At 48.4% G+C, this 23618-nt stretch carries 21 protein-coding genes; 2 read left to right on the top strand and 19 right to left on the bottom strand.

Features of this window, described 5'->3' with window-relative positions; translation table 11 throughout:
* Positions 1 to 65 precede the first annotated feature (65 nt).
* Positions 66 to 1439, bottom strand: coding sequence for an N-acyl-D-glucosamine 2-epimerase (locus tag JO375_RS23250; RefSeq protein ID WP_229526913.1), 1374 nt, complete (start codon positions 1437 to 1439; stop codon positions 66 to 68).
* A 220-nt stretch (positions 1440 to 1659) separates the two neighbouring features.
* Between JO375_RS23250 and JO375_RS23255 the strand changes: the two genes are divergently transcribed.
* Positions 1660 to 1872, top strand: a complete 213-nt coding sequence (locus tag JO375_RS23255) for a hypothetical protein (RefSeq protein WP_229526684.1) — start codon at positions 1660 to 1662, stop codon at positions 1870 to 1872.
* 91 nt (positions 1873 to 1963) lie between these two features.
* Here JO375_RS23255 and JO375_RS23260 read toward each other — a convergent pair whose 3' ends face one another.
* The 7 genes from JO375_RS23260 to JO375_RS23290 all read right to left on the bottom strand — a co-directional run bounded on the left by JO375_RS23260 (position 1964) and on the right by JO375_RS23290 (position 8503).
* Positions 1964 to 2185 carry a hypothetical protein gene (locus JO375_RS23260; RefSeq protein ID WP_229526685.1) on the bottom strand — a complete coding sequence of 74 codons (222 nt, stop codon included), beginning with the start codon at positions 2183 to 2185 and terminating at the stop codon, positions 1964 to 1966.
* A gap of 47 nt (positions 2186 to 2232) precedes the next feature.
* Positions 2233 to 2895: an SGNH/GDSL hydrolase family protein gene (locus JO375_RS23265; protein ID WP_229526686.1), complete on the bottom strand. Its 663-nt coding sequence runs from the start codon at positions 2893 to 2895 to the stop codon at positions 2233 to 2235.
* 172 nt (positions 2896 to 3067) lie between these two features.
* Entirely contained in the window at positions 3068 to 3493 is a 426-nt protein-coding gene (locus tag JO375_RS23270) for an aminoglycoside phosphotransferase family protein (protein WP_377531953.1), read from the bottom strand.
* 9 nt (positions 3494 to 3502) lie between these two features.
* Positions 3503 to 3871 carry a phosphotransferase gene (locus JO375_RS23275; protein WP_229526688.1) on the bottom strand — a complete coding sequence of 123 codons (369 nt, stop codon included), beginning with the start codon at positions 3869 to 3871 and terminating at the stop codon, positions 3503 to 3505.
* Positions 3872 to 3915: 44 nt separating this feature from the next.
* Positions 3916 to 4833 (bottom strand): PD-(D/E)XK nuclease family protein, encoded by a 918-nt coding sequence (locus JO375_RS23280; RefSeq protein ID WP_229526689.1) that lies wholly within the window; start codon positions 4831 to 4833, stop codon positions 3916 to 3918.
* Positions 4834 to 5214: 381 nt separating this feature from the next.
* Positions 5215 to 6738, bottom strand: a complete 1524-nt coding sequence (locus JO375_RS23285; protein WP_229526690.1) for a copper amine oxidase N-terminal domain-containing protein — start codon at positions 6736 to 6738, stop codon at positions 5215 to 5217.
* Between the two features lie 100 nt (positions 6739 to 6838).
* The gene (locus JO375_RS23290) at positions 6839 to 8503 is read right to left on the bottom strand and encodes a PucR family transcriptional regulator (RefSeq protein ID WP_229526691.1); all 1665 of its coding nucleotides are present in this window, start codon (positions 8501 to 8503) and stop codon (positions 6839 to 6841) included.
* A 424-nt stretch (positions 8504 to 8927) separates the two neighbouring features.
* On the opposite strand from JO375_RS23290, the gene ald reads away from it, so the two are divergent.
* Positions 8928 to 10058: an alanine dehydrogenase gene (gene ald / locus JO375_RS23295; RefSeq protein ID WP_229526692.1), complete on the top strand. Its 1131-nt coding sequence runs from the start codon at positions 8928 to 8930 to the stop codon at positions 10056 to 10058.
* 118 nt (positions 10059 to 10176) lie between these two features.
* Here ald and JO375_RS23300 read toward each other — a convergent pair whose 3' ends face one another.
* The 11 genes from JO375_RS23300 to JO375_RS23350 form a co-directional block, all read right to left on the bottom strand.
* Positions 10177 to 10713 carry a mismatch-specific DNA-glycosylase gene (locus JO375_RS23300; RefSeq protein ID WP_229526693.1) on the bottom strand — a complete coding sequence of 179 codons (537 nt, stop codon included), beginning with the start codon at positions 10711 to 10713 and terminating at the stop codon, positions 10177 to 10179.
* A gap of 14 nt (positions 10714 to 10727) precedes the next feature.
* On the bottom strand, positions 10728 to 11591 hold the full coding sequence (locus tag JO375_RS23305; protein WP_229526694.1) for an aldo/keto reductase: 864 nt from the start codon (positions 11589 to 11591) through the stop codon (positions 10728 to 10730).
* A gap of 14 nt (positions 11592 to 11605) precedes the next feature.
* Positions 11606 to 12898 (bottom strand): beta propeller repeat protein, encoded by a 1293-nt coding sequence (locus JO375_RS23310; protein ID WP_229526695.1) that lies wholly within the window; start codon positions 12896 to 12898, stop codon positions 11606 to 11608.
* Positions 12899 to 13045: 147 nt separating this feature from the next.
* Positions 13046 to 14503, bottom strand: a complete 1458-nt coding sequence (locus JO375_RS23315) for a PstS family phosphate ABC transporter substrate-binding protein (protein WP_229526696.1) — start codon at positions 14501 to 14503, stop codon at positions 13046 to 13048.
* A 174-nt stretch (positions 14504 to 14677) separates the two neighbouring features.
* Positions 14678 to 14836 carry a hypothetical protein gene (locus JO375_RS23320; protein ID WP_229526697.1) on the bottom strand — a complete coding sequence of 53 codons (159 nt, stop codon included), beginning with the start codon at positions 14834 to 14836 and terminating at the stop codon, positions 14678 to 14680.
* Positions 14837 to 14920: 84 nt separating this feature from the next.
* Entirely contained in the window at positions 14921 to 15850 is a 930-nt protein-coding gene (locus JO375_RS23325; RefSeq protein WP_229526914.1) for a VanZ family protein, read from the bottom strand.
* Between the two features lie 243 nt (positions 15851 to 16093).
* A complete protein-coding gene (locus JO375_RS23330; RefSeq protein WP_229526698.1) occupies positions 16094 to 18187 on the bottom strand; it encodes a multidrug ABC transporter permease in 2094 nt (697 codons plus the stop codon).
* Positions 18162 to 19064, bottom strand: a complete 903-nt coding sequence (locus JO375_RS23335; protein ID WP_229526699.1) for an ABC transporter ATP-binding protein — start codon at positions 19062 to 19064, stop codon at positions 18162 to 18164. The genes JO375_RS23330 and JO375_RS23335 overlap by 26 nt, the downstream gene beginning before the upstream one ends.
* Positions 19057 to 19446 carry a GntR family transcriptional regulator gene (locus JO375_RS23340; RefSeq protein ID WP_229526700.1) on the bottom strand — a complete coding sequence of 130 codons (390 nt, stop codon included), beginning with the start codon at positions 19444 to 19446 and terminating at the stop codon, positions 19057 to 19059. The genes JO375_RS23335 and JO375_RS23340 overlap by 8 nt, the downstream gene beginning before the upstream one ends.
* 436 nt (positions 19447 to 19882) lie before the next feature.
* Positions 19883 to 20818, bottom strand: coding sequence for a nucleoside hydrolase (locus JO375_RS23345; protein WP_229526701.1), 936 nt, complete (start codon positions 20816 to 20818; stop codon positions 19883 to 19885).
* Positions 20819 to 20986: 168 nt separating this feature from the next.
* A complete protein-coding gene (locus JO375_RS23350) occupies positions 20987 to 23176 on the bottom strand; it encodes a glycoside hydrolase family 6 protein (protein ID WP_229526702.1) in 2190 nt (729 codons plus the stop codon).
* Positions 23177 to 23618: the final 442 nt, after the last annotated feature.

A 23618-nucleotide genomic window follows, 5' to 3' on the forward strand; every position in this document is an offset into this window, starting at 1 on the left:
AGCTGCAGCTTCTGTGATGTAGTAAGAGTATATACACAACATGAAGCGTTTTCAATCATTAATTTTTAAGGAACCTCCACCTCATGCTCTGGCAGATTGCGATGCACCTTTCTGTCCTTCAGCAGCCACAGCTCCGGTGTATCCTGCACGCCATCAAGTCTCAGGTAGAACGTCCGCTGCGGCAAATGACGTATGCGCAGCAGTAGACGATTCCCGTCTGCCGCTGCATCCACAAGCTCCAGCGGTGTCGGTGAAGTGCTGCTCCCCGCTTCACTTAGCCGGCCAGTTGAAGCCTTTGCACCCTCCCGGCTCCAGAGACGCAGCTTATCCACAGACGGTATGGCAACCCGCTTGCTAAAAGAAACGATCACCTCATCTTCGGCGGCGCGCTCTGCCTTAAGCGGCCTGGGCGGCTCATCGTACATAAAGCCGCCCAGGTGGTATTCATAGGCGGTCCAGGTGTCGTAGTCGCCCTCCAGGGCGGCAGTGCCAAACCGCCTTATCCACTCGCGGTCCCGAACCATATGTGCAAGGGAGCCGATATCTGCCTGTACTCCAAGAGGCAGTCCCGGATAAGCTGCGCGTATGGACTGCGCAATGCGAGCGTAGCCGCGAATATAGTGCGGCGGCAGGCGGCGCCGCATCCAGTCCGGCCAATGCGTCTGGAGTATATGCATATCCGGGGCCACGCATCCGATCATTGCTACTGCATCCAGACCCTGCCATTCCCGTAGCTGTCCGGCAACATCTCCGTGCCCGTTCACGGCCAGCGACCATGTCGCCACGCAGATATCCGGCCGGACATCACGCACACCGCTTGCGCCGTTCACCAACTCGCCGATCAGCCCGTTCACGGCGTCCACGCGCAGATCGACCCACTGCGCATACAGCTCCGGAACCTTCCGGTAATAATTCCGCGCATGCCTGTCGCAGAAATCCGGAATGTCCTCACCGCTGCGCTCGCGGAAGGCGCGCTGTGCATGCGGTCCAATATCCCCGTATACTCCACTGCGCAGCCCGTTCCATTCGGGGAAATAAGGCTCCGCCACCTCGAACCCGTCGAACGGGATGTCGGTGACGAGTCGGGCAACGGCTTTCTTTTTCCACTCCACATACTCCCAGGCAAAATGGGAAAGCCGCTGAAACCCGTCGTCCGGTTCACGCAGCAGCTCCATGCGCCATTCTTCCCACTCCGGCGGCAGCTGTGACACGCCAAAAGAGCCGTTGCCCAGCACCATCGCCCACACCGCTATGCCCCTGCGCTGAAAAGCAGCAACCAGCGCTCCATCCACTTCATTTTCACGCACGATAAAATAATGAACGATCCGGTAGCCTGCAAGCGCGATCTCATCTGCTATACTGTCCCGCGAGCGGTTGGCGTAATAGGGAAAAAGCGGATCGATCTGAATGCTGGGGCCGCTCAGCGCCCACGGTTTCATTTTTCCGGCTTGTGCTATAGGCGCTGTCGATTCTGATCGACCATTGGTGTTATAGCTCAAAGTGCTTCACCTCCGTCACTCGCGTTTTCTTCGCCACAAAGTTTCCGATCTATGCTTTTAACGATATGTTTCTGCTATATGTTCCCCTGGTTCGCCCTGCTTGCCTGTTCCATACCTCTCCTTTATGATAAAAGATATCATATTCCTAAGGAGATCTCTCATGCCCATTAATCGCCGATTAATTACAGATCAGGATTTCAGTGAGGCACTGGAGCACCATCTTCGTGTCCGGGTATTTCAGGATGACCAGTTGATTGGTTCGGGCGGAACCATTGTCCGTTTTGACGATCAAATGATCGTCGTGCAATCCAGTGTCAGTGACTTGGCTTACCATCCAAGAAAGCAGTGCGAATTTTTTGAAGTAAAAAAATAGCCACTATACGCCGGGGAACCACTTGACTTCGTTTTCCGGTGTACAACGGCTGAATTTGGATTTAAATCTCCTGCATCATAAGGTGCTTCTGCTATAGCTGAATTCCACGTGTTTTCAGCATAAGTTTTTTCGTAAGCACTTTCAAATTCCCGGAAGAAGACGAAATTTCCTGCATAATCGCGGTTTCCTCATGAGCGGCTGTATAGATCTTTTGCGCGCCTTCCGAAAAGGTCCCCGACATCTGCTGAATATGATGGATTTGTTCAAAGGTTTGATCTACCCGGTTGGTTTGCTCCGTTACAGTTTCCTCCATTTAACGGATGCTTTCAACAAATTCATGTACAATGGCGTTCAAACGGTTCAGCGTCTGATCGCCAGTGGACTTTTCTGCACGACATCTATCCATTGATCGGCTATCAGCTGGTTTCCAGCCGCTGTCGGATGAACCCCGTCATGCAGCCAATAGGAAGCGTCCGCCTTGGCAGCAGCCTCGCTCAGCATGTCTTGCAGCGGCACGAATACGGCCCCAAATTCGTCCGCAAACTGACGCACAAGACGCTGATAGCCCGTTATTTTTTCCTGCCAAATATTCCACCGTGCTTCAGTGGCTCCCGTTTTCAAAATAAACGGCTCACACAGCACTAATCCGGTATCCGGCAGCACCTCGCGCGTCTCCTCCAGGATGTGGCGATAAGCTCGTTCAAACCGGTCCGTTACACCGGATGGCTCCTGCTCCACAATTCGCCAGGCATCGTTCACCCCGATCAGAATACTGATCAGGTCCGGCTTCAGACTAAACGTGTCCTCGTTCCAGCGTGCATACAAATCCGAAGCCCGATCCCCCGAAATCCCCCGGTTTACAAATTCCGGCTGTGTAGCGGTCAAACGGCTTCCCAGCGCACCTGCGATCATATACACATAGCTATGGCCCAGCCAATGGTTCGCGTCCTCGTTTCGTCCTCTTCCTCCATCGGTTATGGAATCTCCCTGAAAAAGAATACGTACATGTCCCGTGCTCGTCATCTCCCGAATTCCTCCCTTCACTCTTTCCAATAATACCCTTATCATACCTCGTATTCTGCAAATTAGAAATGCGATTTCACAACATAGAAGAATTAAAGATTTGCCATATAACCTTGGTTGGCTTGTCGTAATTGTATAACTGCAAGACAGGACTAGATTACCACAACAATATCTACATGTATTGAAGCCGATGATTAATGAGATGCAGCAGCCACGCTTCCTCGCCAGGAACGCGCTCTCTTAATCTGGCAGCCGCTACAGGTAATATCCAGCGATCTATGCTATCAGCTCTGATATTGGAGCATCTGCAATATTCATTCAAGTAAGCCCTGTGTAATATGGTTCTGAATACACGCAGCAAAAGCTTCTGCATTCTCGGTGTCCCTGGTGGATTACACGGCGAACGCAGCATTAATAAAGTTCTGGCTACATCACACATCGGGTCCCCCATGTTTGCATTTGTCCAGTCAATTGTGACCGATTGATCTTTCGTCATTAAAATATTGTCGGGATGGAAATCACCATGACAAACCCAATGACCTTCCGGTAAAGTGTTCATCAATTCACAAATCAGCTCTGTTCTCTCTCTCCCAATAATTTTCGGGAGTCATGAATGGCTTGCTCCAATTTGTCTTTTTGGCACGGAAGTGTGGTCGTTGAGCAGCGATGTGCTCCAATGAAGCCGAGCCATCTCTTTTGCATATTTCAAAAGTCGATACGGGGAACTCTGGATCAGGACAAGCATAGATACTCTCGGAATTCGTTCGTAAAGCAGCCCATGCCGCCCCTCTTCCTGCAACATCTTATAAACACCCGGTGCTGGTACTCCGGCTTCCTTGACAGCTCTGCCGATCTCGGCTTCATATCGAACCCGTTCAGGCTGATAGCCATCGTAATAAAGCTTTAATACCTGCCGGGTTCCCCACTCATACACCTCAGCAGTCATACCTTTTCCGATTATGGGCCCTTTTCTCATTTTGTTCCTCCATTTATGTTGGTTCCATCTGTCACTCTCTCACCTTATACCGCGCGGTACTTACACACTTCCCGAAAATTACAGCCACCGCACGCTCTGCGTGAAGGCATCGGGGTGAAAAAAGATTCCGGCTTCGGTCGATTATAGTAATCGTCATCAAGACAGGACTTCATTTCCTCGATGTATCGCCTGACATGACGAACCACCTTGTCGATATCCTCCTGCGCAGGATGGTACACTTCATGCTTTCCGGTCATCAGATACTCCACACGCACCTCAATCTTCTCCAAGGGGAGCTGGTAATGCTCCTGCACATAGGAAGCATACAAAAATAACTGGTCGGAGAAATCACCTTCCTTGCCTGTCTTCCAATCGACAATGACCATGTCTCCATTGCCTCTGCGGTAGAGCAAATCCATTTTGACATATACCTTCGTCTCGTGAAGCAGCATCGTATCCCACTTTTCTATTTCAACAAGTCGGGCCTCACCCTGCTGTAATTCACGCCACACCGCCGTACGGTACAGATTGTGCACCACCGCATGCTGCCGCTCCTTAATCCGGGCAATCCGCTCCGAAAGCACCTCATCCCCATAATAAATTTCAGCGAGCATAATGCGATTTTTGGGGTCCTGCAGCCATAGCTCACGGTGCAGCGATTCCTTGTAGCTGGTATTCAGCATGTTCTTCATCGCTGTCTCCAGGTGAGCTGTGCGTGGGATCGCGCCTTTTTCCATCCATCCACGAATGACCGATTCACACATTTGATGCGTAATATTCCCGAATAAAATATATAAGTTGCTCAGCTGCTTGAGCCGATATAACGTAATTTGCTCCTCACTGCCCTGTGCAGGATTCCAGCCGTTATGCGAGCCGTAATAATGGTAATAGTATTTGCGCAAGCATTCATCAAACGTTTGGGCCCTCGATTGCGAATAGGACCAGGATGGGTACATAGCCATAAATAGCCCTCCTTCATCAAAACTTCCATGCTCTATTATAACGCAAGCCTGTGGCTGCATCGTCCAAAAAGAACAAAGACTTCAAACCGTGGGTTAAAGCCTGCAACTGTCCATCATCAACACGATTAATCGGAAAAATCGTCAAGATGACTTCAGAGAAGCCACCTCCATGTACCCTGCAAGAACGTAATTACAGGCTTCTCCACTTAGCAGCTCCCAGCGATGGTATCAAGTGTAATACTGCCTGCCAGCACCTTCCCGTGATTATACAAACGAACAGGCAAAAGAACCGGCCCCCTATTGGGCCGGTTCCTGTGTCTATACCTGGCATGTTCCATGCACCAGCAGCGCAGGCTGGAGACAGGTATACATTATATTTTTTTAGTCACGTTTCAATACATATTTCCCATCACTGTTACGAGTTACAGTGGCGCCAAGTGCCTCGGCAACCGTCTTAAAAGGAACATACAGCGTGCCATATTGATCCGCATATGGAGCTTGTCGCAACATCAGCGTGCTTCCTTCCAGTTTAGCTTGTTTGGAGCCGCTTTTCAGCTTGAGTGTCTTGCCTGTAATATCATCCACAATTGTAACTGACTTGGAAGATGCATCCCATTTTGTTTCAGAATTCAGTTCAGATGTCAATTCACGCAGCGGAATGAAGGCTGTGCCTTTACGATTCTCCAAAACGGTATAATCGTCTTTCGGATCATAAGTGGTTTCTACTTTTGTAATTTTCAACTCATTTTTTAAAATATTGTAGATCGGAGAATTCACTTCAAAATTACGGAGTGTCGCTCCAGGTGTTAATTCCGCTTGTTTATTCAGGTCGACCACGCCGCTGGAGATATCAATCTTGTCGGCAGTTACACTACCATTGATATTCCAGGCTTGAGTTTCGGTCAGAATCGAGAAGGATTTCACTGGAATACCTTCCACATCTGGCAAAGCAACCGTCAGGTTTGCCGATGATTTGCGAGCATTTCCTTTTTCATCAAAATAAATGTCGCTTTTCAGTACCGTATTCGCACTCAGAACTGTTTTAATTTCAGGAGATTGTGCGTACAAAGTGCTAACTCCTGTATCATACTGCGCAACAGCCAGATCCAGGTACTTTTTAACTTCGGTATAAGCGTCGTTGACCAGCTTTTCCTTGTTGGTATTCAGTTCAGCCGCTGCTTTATCGCTACCTTCAATATTCATGCCGGAAGCGATATTTTGGGTCAGGTCAATAGCTTGCCCGATCAGTTCTTTCAAGCCTGCCTCGTCCTTGGCCAGATTGGTCAGAAACGGTTTTACAAGCGCTACCAGCTCATCGCCACGAAGCTCAGCATGCAGATGGGTCAGTTTTACTTTGTCCTTTTCACCGTATACTTCCTCAGTTACAGACGTTGCTGAGATGGTTGAAGGGTTAGGAGCATGCTTTAGCACGAGTGCCATAGCTGTTTTCGTCAGCTCTCTTATGTCTTTGGAATATAAATTTGGATCAAATCCGGCAGGCAGACCTTTCAAACTCTCCTCCGAGTTCAAATGTATGTAATAAGGTTTTTTGGCGCCTTCCAGTTGAATAGCCAAACCTTGGTGGTCCAAAGCAAGTTCAAATGGGAAATTATACTTATCGATGTGCAATGTACCTTTGGCGGAAGCAAGTTCCTCCGATTGCACCTTGGCTTCATCCACAGTGACCGAAACGGAATTAATCAAATCTATGATTTTCTGATCATCTTGCTTAATTCCTTCTCTGGGAGTCAATTTAAAAGATATCTTCTCTGTTGACTGCTGGGATTTCACATCAAGTGTTCCCAATAGATTTTTACTTACATCAAATCCTCCTACTGCCTGACAACCTGTCAAAGCTACCATTAGCAGAATAAGAGGAACGGCAATCCATTTCTTTAAGTTCATATTAATCCCCTTTCAGATATTACTGTACTCTCTTCTATTATCTCAGTGTTAGTACGCATTGTAAATAACCAAACTGGAAAATAGAACTAGTTATTTAGAATCAATTTTCCGCTTGCAGCATCCGGTAAGACAGTAGTGCCATCTCCAGACAGCGACGTTTGTCCGGATCTGCCAGGCTTCCCTCGACGATTTCATTAATTTTGTCCATCCGATTATAAAGAGTTTGTCTGTGAATGTACAACATCCCGGCAGTATCGCGCTTGGAGCCATGGCATTGGAAGTAGGCATCCAGCGTATCCAGCAACTGCATATGATGCTCGCGATCGTGCACAATCAGTCCTCCCAAATGATCCTGTACAAACTCTTGCAAAAAAGGAATACCTGGCACTGCCTTCAATAGCTGATAGATTCCGATACTATCGTAAAACAGTCGATCCTTCATGGCCGGGACACTTCGCGCTACTTCAATGACCTGATACGCCTCTTTAAAACTGCGGTCCGTGCCCGTCATACGATACCTCATTTTACCAAAGCCTGCTTGAATACGTACCTTGTCAAGCTGTCCCTCAGCATAATTTTGAATATACTGTATGGTGTGAGCTAGCACTTTTTTCATTTGTTCTCCTGTACGAAGCGTTAATTCCTCCTTTGCACATAGGATGTAGCACTGACTGCCCTTCATCATTAGCAGATTGTGCAGCGTCTCTTTTTTTAACAAAGAACGAAGCAGCACTAATACATCCTGATTGATGGACTCTTTGCGCACCTGGCTGACATCCTTGTCCTGATGCTCAACCTCGACTACCCCTGCCCAAAATAAATACTGACCCTTCGACAGCAATCGCAGCCCCATCCGGGTCTGAGCCTGTTCCTCACTGGGAAGCTGGCCATTCAATATATCCTGGATCAATTCATTCTGATTGCGTAATAATCGGTCTTCGAGAAACTGTGTCCTCAGCACCAGTGTGGCGGCCGCTTTGGCTGTGTAATCGAGCAGCAGCGACATCTCTTCCGTCGGGGTCTCCCCGTGCAGCACCAATCCTACAGCGGAAAACACCTGACCAAAGCATACAACAGGCTGAAACAAGACGGCAGTGGATTCGTTCAGATGAAACAGCAGGTGATCCTCGCGATCAGCAGTCATGCTGCTTGCCACCTCATTGGCATAAAGATCTGCAATACGGTCCGCCAAATCCGGCTGGACGGAGGGTACGAACCGATTGGTGTCTATGGAAGACATGTAGATGACCTGCCGGGCGGTATAGTTCTGAAGTACTCGCAAAAGAGCGTTCATATCGGTGCTGCGCAGCGTTTCCTGCTGAAGCTGACGCGAAAAACGCTCCAAATCTTTTAGCAGCTCCATATGCCGATTAATAAGAAGGGAATGAATATCTTGTGTGATTTCAACAAATCGCACGGGCTGTTCAAATACGATGACCGGAAAATGATGCCGTTCCGCCAGCTCCAGAATTTCCGGCGGGATTTCGTGAATGCTTGTGCCTAGTTCCACACACAATCCCGCGGCTTCTGAACGGATCAGTTGCTCCATATACTCGGCGCGTTCCTCTTCCTTGCGGGTCAGCCACAGTCCAGTCGTCAAAATGAGGTCATGGCGGCTTACAAATGGAGAAACATTTGTAATTTCGAGCACATGGACCCAACCAACCCGATGGTTCATGCCATGCGCCCCCGCCGCCAACTTGGCTCGCCGGAAAACAGGACGTTCCAGCACATCCGCAATGGTAAATGTTTTTTTACCGTTCATCGGCATTCTCCTTATGTCTATGTATTCATGTCATTTTATATGACATATATTCAACAAAAAGTCGAGCCCTCAAGTCAGATTATCCGTCAAAATGTATGATGCCAAGGAGCTTATCCCTCTGTAAACTGTAACTAATCTAACCGGATTGCCTTTGTCGGCTTGAGTCCAATTAACTAATCGGCAGTCTGCGCAAAAATGATAGTGCAATTTTCACAAAAATTAAACAAACACTAACAACAGCAATAACACTAATAACACTAATAACACAACAACAGCAACACGCAGCTTAGCTGCCCTAAAAAATAATTATTTGTCGTTGGATAACGCATTAACAACACTAACAAACAGTAACACAGCAGCTTATCTGCCCTAAAAATAATTATTTGCCGTTGGATAACAATTATTTTAAGGAGAGGTGAACGAAATGAAGATTGGCATTCCAAAAGAAATTAAAAACAACGAAAACCGTGTCGCTTTGACACCTGCGGGTGCAGCTCAAATGATTCAGCACGGACATCACGTGTTTGTAGAAAGCCGTGCGGGAAGCGAAAGCGGCTTTACCGATGCGGATTATGCCGCTGCGGGTGCAACCATTGTGCCGTTCGCTGCCGATGTGTGGTCCCAGGCCGATCTGATTATTAAGGTGAAGGAACCTCTCCCCTCGGAATACGGATATTTTCGACAAGGGTTGACTTTGTTTACCTATCTGCATCTGGCTGCTGAATCGGCATTGGCCCGGGCTTTAACAGACAACGGTGTAACCGCCATCTCCTATGAGACGCTGGATGTCGAAGGAAGCCTTCCGCTGCTTACTCCGATGAGCGAGGTTGCAGGCCGGATGGCTGTACAAATTGGCGCACAGCTGCTGGAAAAGCCAAAAGGCGGCAAAGGCATCCTGCTGGCAGGCGTACCGGGGATCAAGCGCGGCAAAGTGACCATTATTGGCGGAGGGGTCGTCGGCACGAACGCAGCCAAGGTCGCCATCGGTCTCGGCGCGGACGTGACACTGATCGATCTGAGCCTGCCTCGCCTGCGCCAATTGGACGATATTTTTGGCAACCAGCTTCATACGCTGGTGTCCACTCCGTCCAACATTGCCGAGGCGGTAGCACAAAGCGATTTGCTGATCGGTGCTGTGCTGATCACCGGGGCCAAAGCCCCACGGCTTGTAACGGAGGCCATGGTGCAGACGATGCAGCCTGGCTCTGTCATCGTGGATGTCGCCATCGACCAAGGCGGTATTGTCGAGACGATTGACCATATCACGACTCACGACCAGCCGACCTATGTGAAGCATGGCGTCATTCACTATGCAGTCGCGAACATGCCGGGCGCGGTACCGCGAACCTCGACGCTCGCACTGACGAACGCGACGCTCCCTTTTGCTCTCCAGCTCGCAGACCTAGGCGTACAGCAGGCTCTTCGCACAAGCAAGCCGCTGCTGAGCGGTACGAATGTCCTGAACGGACATATTACCTATGAGGCGGTTGCGCGCGATCTGGGGTACCCTTATGTGCCGGTGGAACAGGCATGGCAGGCGAAAGCCTTGCAATAGGACAACAGCAAAAAACCACACATGCTTTCCTATGGAATTGAAGCTGTGTGGTTCTTTTTCTATATTACTGTATTCAGTGTTTCGTTATATTCAGACGGATACATTCAAACGGGTATATTCAAACGATTTCTGACGAAAGGAAAGTCTGCAAACGGCGGTAAATATCCGTGATCTCCTCCAGCGGCATGCGCACCAGTCCGCTGGACGAAGGTGCCACAAATTCATACATCTCGGGGATCAGCGGCTCAGGCTGAAATCCCCAATCTGCTTTGGATTTTTTACTGTATTCGGTATATACGCCTTTGCCAACAAAACAAGCGACCTTCGGAAGGTATTCCTTTAGCTTCGCATGCAGTTTCAGGCGTCCTTCGGCGTATTCCTCGCGCGTAATATCCTCCACTCCCCTGGTAGGACGGGAAACAATATTCGTAAAACCATAGCCCAGCTTAAGCAGCTCCCGATCCTCTGATGGATCATACAATCGAGGCGTCAGGCCCGCTCCCTCCAGAATGCGCCAAAAACGATTGCGTGGATTTGCATAATGGTGGCCTACTTCGCCTGATTTCAAGCTGGGATTAAAGCCGATGAATACAACCGATAATCCATAGTCCAAATGATCATCTACCTCATGCAGCTCGGTCTCTTGCTCTGTCATCGCACTCTCCTTCCTCAGACCATATCCAGCGGCTGCTTCCGCGTTGGTAGGGGAAAGGCTTCGTCTATTTTTTGAAGTTGCTCAGGGGTAAGCCGGATATGGGCTGCCGCTGCGTTTTCCCGCACGTGCGATTCCTGTACCGCCTTGGGGATCGCCCATACATCCCCGTCCCGAATCACCCACGCGAGCGCGATCTGGGCTGGAGTTGCTCTGTGGCTGGCAGCAATGTCCAACATAACGGGGTGCTCCAGCAGTCCCTTTCGCAGTCGTCCGCCCTGTGCAATCGGACAATAGGCCATTACAGGCACTCCGTGCGTGCGGCTCCAGGGAAGCAGATCATAGTCGATGCCCCGCGAAGCCGCATGATACAGCACTTGATTGACTGCACAGGCATCGCCTCCGCTTAGGCTCCACAGCTCCTCCATATCGGCTTGGTCCAGATTGGATACACCCCAGCTGCGAATTTTGCCCTGCTCACTCAGTTCTTCCATGCCTTGTACAGTCTCTTCCAATGGGATATTCCCGCGCCAATGCAGCAGATACATATCCATGTACTCCGTTCCCATGCGGGTCAGGCTCGCTTCGCACGCATGGGCCAGTCCTTGTCGGTCTGCATGATGAGGGTAAGCCTTGCTGACGAGATACACATCGTCCCGGCGGCCCTTGACCGCCTCCCCGACAATCTTTTCCGCTTCACCCTCCGCGTACATTTCGGCCGTGTCTATAAGCGCCATCCCCAGCTCCAAACCAAGCTGAAGGGCGCGTACCTCCTCTTGCCGGTGCGAAGCCTTTTCGCCCATATACCAGGTACCCTGTCCGATTAGCGGTACTTCACGACCGTCCGTCCATGTCATCACGCTTTTCTGTTGTCGGGTCATGTGCTTTTCCCTCCTTAGGAGCCTGATGCCGCAGGTTTGTCAAAGACATGAGTCTGGGTCCAGTGCTGGCCGCCATCCGAGGTAGTGTACATCACAGGGGCCTTTTCCGAATCCGAGAAAATAGCCCAGCCTTCACTGGCATTCGCCATTCCGATTTGCTGGCCGCCATAGCCGTCAAAGCTTTGCTTGCCATTGTTCCATGTCTTGCCGCCGTCATTCGTCCAGCCAATCGTATTGGGCTTGTCGCACGGCGCACAGTAGCCGCCCATTAATGCGGTATTGCTGTTAATCGCATAGAGCATTCCCGGTGCTGTCCCCTCATTTTTGGGAACCTGATTGTTTTGCTGACTAATGCCCGGCGCCGGACCGCCGCCAGCGGTGGCATTTGCCAGTACAGCTCGCCAGCTTTTCCCGCTATCAGCCGTATGCCATAGCGAATACGAAGTCTGATTCATCCCCGTACCTCCAATCAGCACAATCCATGCGTTGCCCCGTTCCACCGAACGGATAACGACCCCGTTCACAGGCGCCTCGGTTGTACGTGACATGACAGTAGTCCATTTTTGTCCCCCGTTAACGGTGTGCAAAATCTGGAACGAGCGGTCTGTGTTCTGCATTACCGCCCAGCCGTGTTGCCGATCATGATAATATGGCTGCCCCACCGTGTGGCCAGGCACAGGAAGCGCAGACCAGCTTTGTCCACCGTCCTTGGTATACTGGTTGCCGCTGAATCCTTCCTTGGATGATACAAAGTGTAAAAAGCCCGCTCGGCCTTGCTCAGGCACTGTCCCTATCGTATCCCAGCGTTTACCGCCATCGCGAGTTGCCAGCAGCGACCCGCTATCTGCCATAACAGCCCAGGCCTGCTGTCCGTTCAAGGCAAATATTTGCTGCACCGTACCCTGGCCCTGATATTGTACATTCCATGCCGATCCGGCTGAGCCGGATGTATCCGCGTCTGTCCGGGCAATCCAGCCATTTCCGCCGATCCAGCCGGAGTGGCCGTTAATCAGACGCAGGGCGGTAATATTGTCCATGTGGACCTTCGCTACATTAGTGTCCGCGGACGCTTGTCCTCCTCCATTACCGGCAGGGGATGGAGCATTGTTTCCGTTAGGAGTAGCCTGCTGTCCCGGTGTATGTACAGACCCTCCTGAACCGTTCGCTTGAGCCGGCGTGGAGCCCTGTTGCTGATTTTGCGCCGCTTGCCCATTCGGCCCCTTCGATCCAGGTGTACCTGTTTCACATCCTGCTGTCATCATGGCTGCGGCAAGCAAAAGCAGCCAAACCGATGTTTGTTTTTTCATTTTCTTCATCCCCTTATATTGTTGATATACATGCTGCACGGGTTTCATAATCTCAGCAAGGTCTATTCTATGTATTGCCTTGCTGTCGTTGTTTCACTCTTATGGTAAGAATACGGCAGTGACTGTATGCGAATCCTCATTGCAGGTTTACGAATGAAGAGGAACAAAGCCGCCTCTTTCAATGGCCCGGGTTCCTTCTTCACTTTGCAGCCATTCGAGTAATCGCGGCAGTGAAGGACGCGGCTTCTCGCCTTCGCGTGTGACCACGAACAGTTGGGCCGTGAATGGATATTTCCGCGAACGGATATGCTCTTTGTTCGGTTCCACTCCATCAATGGATAGAAATTTGACCTCTTGACGATTATGCATCACATTTGCAAAATAATAAAATGAATATCCGAGCGCGTTGTGGTCCTTGTTAAAATCTGCGACTGCATTAATCATACCACCCATAATGCCGATTCGTCGTTCCCGGGGCGGTTCGGCCATCTCATGGCCTGCCATTACGTTCTTTTGCATATATGTCTGACTTCCTGAATTTTCATCCCGCTGATAGGCAATGATCGGCTGATCCCTTCCCCCCACTTCATTCCAGTTGTGAATAGCCCCTTCGTATATGCGGCGAACCTGCTGCGAAGAAAGTCCGCTAACCGGATTGTCCTGATGAACGAGAAAAATAAACGCATCCCGCCCAATGGGGGTAAGCTTCATTTGCACGCCATGGCTTTTCGCCAACCGCAATTCCTCATCGGATGGTCCAGCTACGAGAATCAGGTCGGCCTTCCTTTTGATCAAATTTACATATGCCTGATGCGTCGTGTTGAATTTCAGTTCGTACGCCGCGCGCGCCTTGCTCATGCCAGTCAGTTCATGCACCATATCCTGTGCGAACGGAATAGCCGCTGTAGCCCCGTCGACAACCGGAAAATCCCTTTCCGCGATGTGCGGACGTTGAGGGAGCATCAATGATATCGTTAGCACAATGAAGAGCGCAGCAGATATTGCGCCAACAACCCACTGCCATCTATAATGATCCACCTTTCCATTCCTGTCGGTAACTGCTGGATAACGATCTACCCCCACACCTGTTGCCATGCCGGCTATCGGCAGCAGTGCAGCCAGTAGAAACCAGATTTCACTATGCTGTGTGTATGGCTCCAATACTTCCAGCACAGGTGCTGCCCAAGCGTGATAAAGTGAAAAGAGCTCCCACGAGCCTCCCCACGCCTTAGCAGGCTGACCGCCAGCTCCTTGAAGTCCCACCAGCCAGAGCCACAGCCCGCATAATAATGATACCAGTCCGGTCAGCATCAAGGGAAGCTTGCGCATGCTGGAAATACGCGCACTCAAGACACCATAAGCCGCAAAAATCAGGCCAACAATCCATGCGTACAGCACCATCATCACAATTACAGCTGTATCTGTCACCCCGGTATGCCTCAGCAGAAGCTGTACATTGGGTGCCACAACTATACTCCAAATGATATTAAACATGACTGAAAACAATCCAAACCTTAACGTACCGCCTAGCCATGGCCAAAACCATGCCATCCGCACAGAAGCGTCTTCCTCCGTATCAGCTATAACTCCCTTTGGATCAGACATGTACATCCCCCTATATTACTTAAATGAAATGAGACTGTAAGCATTCGCTTCTTCATTGTACAATTTTGGTAAAGATTAGTATATGAGAAGATGGTAAAAATGTCCTTATCCGATTATCGGGATTATAGCAAAAAGGCCTCCCCCGACAGGAAAGGCCTTTTCTAAATCGAAATTTTATATCGCTCTGGCATGAATCAAAAAACGGTGCTGCTTTACGTCCCAATATCCATCACGTTGGATGTCCAAATGCAGATCATACAGCTGCTCTATATAGTTCTGTGGCTGGAAGTCTGCAATTTGCCATTCAATGGCTTTTAAATGAATCAATTTCATAAATTTAATGCCATGAGCAGCTTGGGTTTTAGGGCATGAAAAAAGGAGTACCTCCCCAAATCTCGAAGTGTTCTGTTTCAGCATTCAATTCCAGAAATACTTCATCTCCCTCAATCCAATATCCCATAGTTTCTCATTTCCCTCTATGGTTATCGTAAGCTCATTTGCCTGTTCGAGAGAAAACTCGAAAATATCCGGCTTACGGCGTTGATATTTTTCAGAATTGGACAATATCTCATGTCCATCTACGGAAACACTTATGCTTCCATAAAACTCACTTTGATCGGGAATTCCATAATACAAGGAAAGATGAAGCTCCTTATTGCCTAACATATACGTGTACGTTTCAATATTTTTGCCTTCGACGCTATACGCATTAAATTGGGGCACTATGTTTTGACCGCCAATTTTAAAGCTGTGCAGCTTTGTTCCCGTTGCTGTATTTCCGGTGCTATCTTTTAGTTCGTTTAAAGCCACAAAGGGACCTTCTTCTTTGGTGAAGGCTTTGTCAATACCCCCGCAAACACCCCAAACCACAATCAGAAGAACAATAACAGAAATACCCGTAGCGGCAATATTTCTCCAAACGTTTTTTGTACGAATTCCAAGTTTGTACGCCCCGAATCCGACTGCTGCGCCTAATGAATTTTGAATGACGTCGTTAACATCGAAGCTGCCGAGCAACGTTAGCGCCTGTATGGTTTCAATCACGAGAATGGACAGAATGAACAATGTAATGAATCGAATAAAGTTGATCCGATATAACAATGGAATCAATATGCCGAAAGGGATGAAGGCTGCAATGTTTCCAAAATCTACGAAATCCATCAGAGCAGGATGTAGAAGATCAGATATACTTGGCAACTTAAAAAAACTGTCCGGTAAAAAAATAAAGGTGTAGCCAGTCATTCGCGCTACGGCATCTATTCTACCGAAACCGAGAAATATAAAATAAAGAATCAAAATTGTATAGAGTATGGTTATGGTAAAAATAAACTTACGTTGTTGTGACATGGTTAACTCCTTTATAAGTCCAGTCAAAAAGTGATCCCTTTTCGGCACTTTTGTCTTCGGGCAATGTCAATGACGGAAAGTTAGCCATTCCCCTGCTTAAATCGCTAGCTGCTCATCATCCATATCTCAAAGTTGAATATGTGTCTCTTTAATGTTCTACGCTGTATCTCTCTATGCCTCTACCTGCGTCAGTCCAAAATAGGAGAAGCACTTGTCTAGCGGTCAGGCCGGATGCTGTTTCACTTAGGAACCCGGCAACAAAGCTTTCGCAAGCTCCGGCGTAATGTCTTTTGGCGTTAATATATAATAGCCTGTGTGAGCATCTGAATTGTATAAAGGCTTGATTTTGACTTGGAACAGATAAGTGCCCTTCTCCATATTGAGTGTAAGGTTAAAAGGTCTGCGCTTCTCCAGTACGGTGCTCCAAAGCTTCGGATCTTCAATGGTTATTGCCTTATGCTTCTGTTGAATATCTCTAAAAAACTCATAGTCTTCAATATACTGGCCAGGTTGAGAAGGCCCTATTTCCTGAGAAATAATAGGAACAGCCCGTATGGACAAAATATCTTTGGAATGAATGACAACTTTGTCAGCGTAGCCCTTTTGTTCCATCCAGGCAGTAAGCTTGTGAAAGGAAGCTGGCCATTCATAAGAGATCTCACGCCTCCATTTCGGTTCATTCTTGGAAATGGATGACTCTTTGTTTGTAATGGAGATACTCCCCAACGGATATTTCTCTGATTGCATTTCGCTATAGCTCATATTTAAAATTTCGGCTTTTAGTATAGCTTCAAATTCATGAATTTCCTTTGGAGCGGTCAGAACCACCCGCCGTTCGTTATCATCCACCGATTGAATCGTGATGCTTTCCGCCGCACCATACAGCTTATCCAACGAGTATCTGACCGTTTTATACGGCTCCGATCCCATCATCTTGGCTAGTTCTGTCTCAAAGGGGCGTACCGGAAACGTGTAGCGCCGGACCATAGTAGAGCCATCATCCAGACGATAGACTATTACTGTCGTGGCAAGAGGTACGTTTTTGGGAAGTGAAGCTTTTCCTTCGGAATGTGCTCGTACCAGTTCACGCTGCAAATTCAGCACGGCTGCAATATAAGCCTTATTTTGGGAAAAATAAGCTTCATTGCGTGCTTCCTCTCCTAAAGGCAGCTCTTGTCCTACGTAAACTTGTTGCACCGAGTGCGCCGTTGGAATCCGTTCCTCATAGCCGCTCCAGCCTGAAACCGGAATGTACAGTACCAGACCCAATACTGCACTATAAGCAATCAGTTCCAGCAAAGCGCGCACACGTACAATTTGCCATGTTTTACGGATGACCATTTCTACAGCGATATAACCCAGCAAAGCGCCAAGGATATACCCGAATATCGGCCAGCCCTTCCCCTGACTGCCTGCGCCATAAAAATATTCGCCCAAAAGAAGCATTGTGCACAACATAACCCCTGCCTTAAATAAAGGCTGAAAAAAGGTAAAGGCCATCGCCTGACTTGCCTTCTCTACCAGCCGTTTGCGATACAAGCCATAACTTAAGATGACAAACAGCAGCGCGATCCCCAGATAGGCAAGCAACTCCATGTAAGAAAAGGCGTTTTGTGGCAACTGCATGATGCGCATAAATGGTGATAAGCTTTGCCAGATATTATTACTGCTGCGAAACTCCCCACCATTCGTATATCGAACAATGGTTTCCTGTCCCTGTACAAATCCGTATAAATTATGCTCCAGAAAACGGCCGATCATAGTTGACAGATAATAAGGCAGGAGCAGCAAAGCATATACCACGACGGTCTGCAACAGCGATTGTCCCACACAAATACCTACAAACACGGTAAAGACAAAAAGGAAAATCGTAAGTACCGATACGTCTAAAGCCCATGATCCGATATCATTAATATGGAAAATAAAAGGCAGCTTGGCCGACGTGCTTACCAAGACGGTTACACCCGCAGTCAACCACACGGGTACAAGTAAAAGGATAAGGCCGCTAATAAAATGTGACGTTAACAGCTGCTCTCTACGCAAAGGCAGGCTGTGATATAAATCCGATGAGCCTTTCCGCTGAATAAAACGAAGCAGCATCGCCCCCGCTAGTACCGGCACGGTAAATAAAATGATATTTTGTAAATCATTGCCTAAGTATGAACTACCGAATAGGCTTCTTAATACTATGCGCGGCTGTTCAGTGCCAATACTCATAAATAACGGCAGCGGCACTGTGAACAATAATCCCGCCAAGTACAACAGACCGATCCAGCCATGCTGTCTCAGGCTTTGGCGAACTACGCCACCGCTATAGAAGAATCGGTTGGATGTCATAACCCGCGTCCTCCATTTCATAAATAAAAATTTCCTCCAGCGTCAACGGCAGCAAATCAAACACATGCGGCTCATACGCCTGAAACAGTTCTGTAATGCGCTCTCGTTCTCCACGGATAATCATCAGCAGAACACTGCCTCTCCGCTCCTTATGTACAACCGAAAGTTGCTGGCACACGACTTCTTCATGCTCATTTTCACGAAACGCTACCTGCACCTTATGCGTATCGAGCTTGAGGTCGTCGACTTCCTTTTCCAGCAGCATACGTCCCTGGTGCATAATCCCGACGTGATCACACATGTCCTCTATCTCACGCAAATTATGGGATGAAATCACAACGGTCAGCTCGCGTGCGGCCGTTTCCTGAAACAGCAGATTTTTGATCATCCGCCGCATCACGGGGTCCAGCCCATCAATGGGCTCATCCATAATCAACAGCTCAGGCATACAGCTCAAGGCAAGTACAAATGCAGCCTGCCGCTTCATCCCTTTGGAAAAACGATGAAGTTTACGTTTGGGGTCCAGCTTGAAAATGTCCGTAAGCTGCCTATATCGTTCCTCGCTCCAGCTTGGATAAATGGACCGGTAAAAACGGGCCATCTGGCGAATCGTCGCCTGTGGAAAAAAATAGGGAGTATCCGGCATAAACAGGATGCGCTGCTTAACCTCCGGCTGCTCATATACGGCTTGTCCCCCGATCAGCACCCTCCCTGCGTCCGGCCGATAGATTCCGGCGATCATTTTAAGCAGTGTCGTTTTCCCTGCCCCATTGGAGCCCAGCAATCCAAAAATTGAGCCTTTCTTCACCGAAAGAGCAAGCTGATCAACAGCCTTTTCTCCTGCAAATGTCTTTGTGACTTCCCTTAATTTAATCAAGGGACATCCCCCTTTCCTTCAATTGCATAGCTTCCACGTATATGGCGTCCACTTCCTGCTGCGTAAAACCAAAATGGACGGCTTCGATCATCTGTTTTAACAGCGCTGCCCGAATCTCATCCCGCTTCATTTGCTGCGGCGGCTGCTGGACAGGTGTGACAAAGCTGCCTTTGCCTTGTACGGAATAGATATATCCTTCGCGTTCCAGCTCACGATACGCCTTCTGAATCGTATTGGGATTCACGGTAAGCTGAGCGGACAATCCCCGTACGGAAGGCAATTGCTCATCCGGCCGAAGTGACCCATACATGATCATTTCCTTCACTTTGTCCATCAGCTGTTCGTAGATTGGCTTACGGCTGCGGATATCAAGTTCGAACATGGACTTCCTCCTTTCAAGACTTGGTAAAAAGCATCTGCACATTTCAAACTGTTCTAACTGTATTATAATTAATAGTACAGTTAGAACAGTTTGTCAACTTTTTGGGGATGGATATTTAATAAAAATAGCCGCGATGCATGATGCACCACAGCTATATCTTTTAACTAGTTTTCATTCACAAGATTGGTTATGGTCCTTTTCTCGACAAAATGGCAATTCCTGTCGGGGCGTGGTTATACATATATTCCAGCAAAGGCAGTCGTTAAGCAGCAGAAAACACAATACATCTCCTCCTTTGAGGGCCGGCAGCCTTACACGAATCTAATACGATATCGGATGTTTATGGAGCCCCATCCGTCTATAGGACTGATTTGATTGACATGTATGTATAAAAGATTGCCAACGCAGCTTCATCGGCAATCTCTGGACTAATTATTTATACCACCCGACTAAGAAAATGACGCAAAAATCGCTCCGCGTCCACCTCAAGTGCCACATCAACAGGAGGCTGCTCCAAAGCTTCGCGCTCGTTTTGCACCTCACGGGTACGGCCGACTTCAAGGGAATCCCCCACCCCCACAGCAATACGCATCGGGCGTGTCCGCACAAAGCTTGAATCTATAGCCAAGCCTACGGCCAGTGGATCATGCAAAGCACAGCCTGCAATACCAGGTTTGAAATTACGATAGGCTTCCATATAAAAATCTGTCATATTTGCCATAAATAGGCCAAGCTGAGTTCCCTGCTCACGCCACTTATCCACATCGTGCTGAGGGAGCAGCGTCTGCATAGTCACATCCAGCCCGACAAGTGTAAGCGGGAAGCCTGCTCCCAGCACACGGGCTGCGGCTTCAGGGTCAGCGTAAATATTCGCTTCAGCCGTCTGGGTTACATTCCCTCTTACCGTAACCGCCCCTCCCATAATGATCAGGCGGTCAAGCAATTTCGGTAATTCGGGGCAGCGATCCAGTGCCAGCGCCAGATTGGTCAGCGGTCCCACAGCTACCAGGGTAAGCTTGCCTTCATAGTGACGAGCCTGTCCGATAATAAAGTCAGCCGCGTTCCCAGATGCTGCCTGACGTGACGGTGCTCCTTTGAGCTGATTGCCAATGCCGTCTTCACCATGAATATGGCGGGAGTAAGGCTTGAACAGCTCACGGGCATACGGCTTGTGAGCGCCGGACACGACCGGAGCCTCTACACCCAGCTTTTCCAGCAGGATCAGTGAGTTGCGTGTCGCCTCCTTCACCGAGATATTGCCAAAGGTGGTTGTAATGCCGAGCAGCTCCAATTCCGGCGAATGGACAGCATATGCGATGGCAAGTGCGTCGTCAATCCCCGTATCTACATCTAAAATTAGCTTTTTACTCATGATGACCTCCCCAGTAGAACAGCATTCTTTTTCATTATACACAATTTGAATACTATTCCCTTGACCATGAGCTTCCATATTCGAAGATGATCAAAAAAGCTACGGCATGACTGCCGTAGCTTTTCCTTCAGGGTCTTCTTGTTTAAGCGCACATCTTCTGTTTTAATCTTAAGGCTCGATTCCCCATACCAGCTTATCATTTTGGTATAACGTTACTTTGTTCCATTCTGTATAAGAGGTTTTGGTTGGATCGAACGAGTAGTCATTGGATTCGTCGTGATTAGACCAGTCGTTTTTATTAATGCGGACCTGAATTTCACCTGTTTGTGCTCCAGCAGCAAGTGTGCCGGCAGCAGAACTGAAACCTATTTCAATATATTTGTCTGTAATGGTACGCAGCACGTTATTATTACCTACTTGCGCCCAGTCCACTGTAGACTGCATGTCCTGGTTACCCTCTTTAGTGAAGTAGTAGCGGATTTTCAGATCACTCAGCTTCACAGGAGTTGTTCCGTTATTTTTTACGTTAAAAAATGGTTTAATTGCATTATTCGCTGGATCAGTATCTCCAGCACGATACAGAACAGACAGGTCACCTGCGGGCTCTGTTGGAGTTGGAGTTGGAGTTGGAGTTGGTGTAGGTGTTGGATCTGTTGGTGTAGCCTTCGAGCCAACGGTCACTTTCACTACAGCCGAATCCTTGCTTGAACCATTTGCATTCGCAGCACTTATTACATAATAGTAAGTCGTTCCATTCGTCAAATCTGTATCCGTGTATTCTGTACCTGTTACACGAGACGCAATCGTTGTAAAAGGACCTTCCTCACTGGTAGCACGCTTTACTGTGTAGCTTTGGGCACCAGTGGAAGCAGCCCAAGTCAGCTTCACGCCCAATTTTCCCTGTAAGTCTGCCGGTACTGCCGGAGCATCTGGTGTTGGGGTTGGTGTCGGTTCTTCGCTACCATCGGCAGCTTTGATTGCTGGATATGCATTTTTCACGAGCATAACGAACTGATCATGGAACCAATGACCGGCAACCGGAGCATTCGGCAATGCGCCTGTCAATACGCCGTCACTGGTTGTGTAAGTAGGATCACACATCCGGTCAAAGCCTTTGCCCTCATCGTTCGAAATGAGCGAGCTGGAGCCGTCGGAAGCACCCGGAGGCTTCGCCCACACATATGCATCGACATGGGAAGCCGGAGCAGTTTGTGGAGGTGTACCCATACCTGCGCCGCTGTTGTTACACCAGAGACCGCGATGGTCGCGTTTGTCCACACGGCCTGAGTTGACATACGAATTGATATCGTTGCCTGTAGCCGCGGTTGGACGGTTCGGTCCACCCCAGCCGTTACGGCCAGTATCAATCAGCATACCGAGAGAACTTGGCCAGCCTGCATTTACAAAATCTTTGTGCAGACCTTCTGTGAAATGCAGCTCATCGAAGTAAGGGTTCCATTCGTAATACTTGGAAGCCCTGATTGGCTGTCCGTTAATATTCAGGTTGGAATCAGGCAGATTTGGCTCAACCAGCGGCGTAGTGTTGGCTGTATTGCTGATAAATCCGTCCACGCTGGACAGTCCTTTAGATGTGTTTCTGAAAACGTTGGTATAGAGAGAAACTAATGCTGAACGGTTGTTATCCCAACCGAGCCAGCCGGAGTGACCGATATCTACGTATTTGTATACGTTAGGAATTTCGTTCAGTTTGTTGATTGTGTACTGAATGCCGGTTTCATAAATGCCGGTGCTTTTGGCTTGAGCACATTTTGGATCGCTCGTATTGGTTACCAGGTTCGGTAAACTGTCCGGTTCAATGATCGCTACGATACGGATGTCCTTATATTTAGGATTGGCAAAGATTTCAGCAATCTTGTCAACATAATCCTTTTTGTACGTTGCCAAGCCTTCCTGAGTCAGCGCAAGCTCACCATTGGAAGCCAAGGCATGACAATCCCGTCCGGGCAGATCATATACAACAAACTCTGCCGTAATTGGTGTGTCGCCTTTCTTTTGGGCCAAAACTTTATCCAAATGCTCTTCCAGACCAAGCTCGCCTGCATTCCCTTTAATGGCAGCGATGCGGTCGAGCCATACGGCTGTCGGGAACGTTTTGACGGTTTGCATTTTCGCTTTCAGCGTAGGATCGGTAACCTTGGCAATTGACGTATCAACGTAAGCGGCGTAATCAGGACTAACATATTTTGTTGCCCCGATATAAGGGTTGTCCACATGGGATTCTGCATTTATTTTACCTGTCATTCCTGTACCTGGTAAAAAACTACCTGCGACGAGTGATAACGCAAAAGCATACTTCATGCCTTTACGAAGCACTTGCTTTGTTTTCAATTGTTTCACCTATCTTTCTTGAATTTTGTTTACTCATCCTATGTCGTCACATGAATGTTACATGATTTTGCGTGATTTGCACCCTCTTCCTCCAAATAAAAGTAGCGTGCATAGCCGCAAAAGTAAGCGCTTTCTGTATTTCTTCGCGCTCGAACTTCGTATTATTCCCTTTTTGTCACCTCCTATGTTAGATTATAGTAACCCTGAAATCTGCTGTAAATTGAATAAATTAAGGTCTAGATTATAAATTAGGCAATTGGATTTCCACACCACCCTTTTTTCCGTCTCCCCATTTCAAGCTCCGAGTACCTCGTAAAATGAACTATCCCTGCTATGACAAGCTTCTCCAGGATTCGGATTCGACACAAACGAAGCAGATTCCTAAAAAATAGGATGCATTCTTTAATTTCCGCCAGTTAGAATTGACAAGATAAATCTCGGATTGCGATGC

The organism is Paenibacillus farraposensis (genome assembly GCF_020736845.1).
In the GTDB taxonomy this organism is placed as follows: Bacteria; Bacillota; Bacilli; order Paenibacillales; family Paenibacillaceae; genus Paenibacillus; species Paenibacillus farraposensis.

Excerpts from the sequence above, each read along its gene's own strand:
- JO375_RS23250 (WP_229526913.1), bottom strand. The coding sequence starts at position 1,439 with ATGAAACCGTGGGCGCTGAGCGGCCCCAGCATTCAGATCGATCCGCTT.
- JO375_RS23255 (WP_229526684.1), top strand. The coding sequence starts at position 1,660 with ATGCCCATTAATCGCCGATTAATTACAGATCAGGATTTCAGTGAGGCA.
- JO375_RS23260 (WP_229526685.1), bottom strand. The coding sequence starts at position 2,185 with ATGGAGGAAACTGTAACGGAGCAAACCAACCGGGTAGATCAAACCTTT.
- JO375_RS23265 (WP_229526686.1), bottom strand. The coding sequence starts at position 2,895 with ATGACGAGCACGGGACATGTACGTATTCTTTTTCAGGGAGATTCCATA.
- JO375_RS23275 (WP_229526688.1), bottom strand. The coding sequence starts at position 3,871 with ATGAGAAAAGGGCCCATAATCGGAAAAGGTATGACTGCTGAGGTGTAT.
- JO375_RS23280 (WP_229526689.1), bottom strand. The coding sequence starts at position 4,833 with ATGGCTATGTACCCATCCTGGTCCTATTCGCAATCGAGGGCCCAAACG.
- JO375_RS23285 (WP_229526690.1), bottom strand. The coding sequence starts at position 6,738 with ATGAACTTAAAGAAATGGATTGCCGTTCCTCTTATTCTGCTAATGGTA.
- JO375_RS23290 (WP_229526691.1), bottom strand. The coding sequence starts at position 8,503 with ATGAACGGTAAAAAAACATTTACCATTGCGGATGTGCTGGAACGTCCT.
- ald (WP_229526692.1), top strand. The coding sequence starts at position 8,928 with ATGAAGATTGGCATTCCAAAAGAAATTAAAAACAACGAAAACCGTGTC.
- JO375_RS23300 (WP_229526693.1), bottom strand. The coding sequence starts at position 10,713 with ATGACAGAGCAAGAGACCGAGCTGCATGAGGTAGATGATCATTTGGAC.
- JO375_RS23305 (WP_229526694.1), bottom strand. The coding sequence starts at position 11,591 with ATGACCCGACAACAGAAAAGCGTGATGACATGGACGGACGGTCGTGAA.
- JO375_RS23310 (WP_229526695.1), bottom strand. The coding sequence starts at position 12,898 with ATGAAAAAACAAACATCGGTTTGGCTGCTTTTGCTTGCCGCAGCCATG.
- JO375_RS23315 (WP_229526696.1), bottom strand. The coding sequence starts at position 14,503 with ATGTCTGATCCAAAGGGAGTTATAGCTGATACGGAGGAAGACGCTTCT.
- JO375_RS23320 (WP_229526697.1), bottom strand. The coding sequence starts at position 14,836 with ATGAAATTGATTCATTTAAAAGCCATTGAATGGCAAATTGCAGACTTC.
- JO375_RS23325 (WP_229526914.1), bottom strand. The coding sequence starts at position 15,850 with ATGTCACAACAACGTAAGTTTATTTTTACCATAACCATACTCTATACA.
- JO375_RS23330 (WP_229526698.1), bottom strand. The coding sequence starts at position 18,187 with ATGACATCCAACCGATTCTTCTATAGCGGTGGCGTAGTTCGCCAAAGC.
- JO375_RS23340 (WP_229526700.1), bottom strand. The coding sequence starts at position 19,446 with ATGTTCGAACTTGATATCCGCAGCCGTAAGCCAATCTACGAACAGCTG.
- JO375_RS23345 (WP_229526701.1), bottom strand. The coding sequence starts at position 20,818 with ATGAGTAAAAAGCTAATTTTAGATGTAGATACGGGGATTGACGACGCA.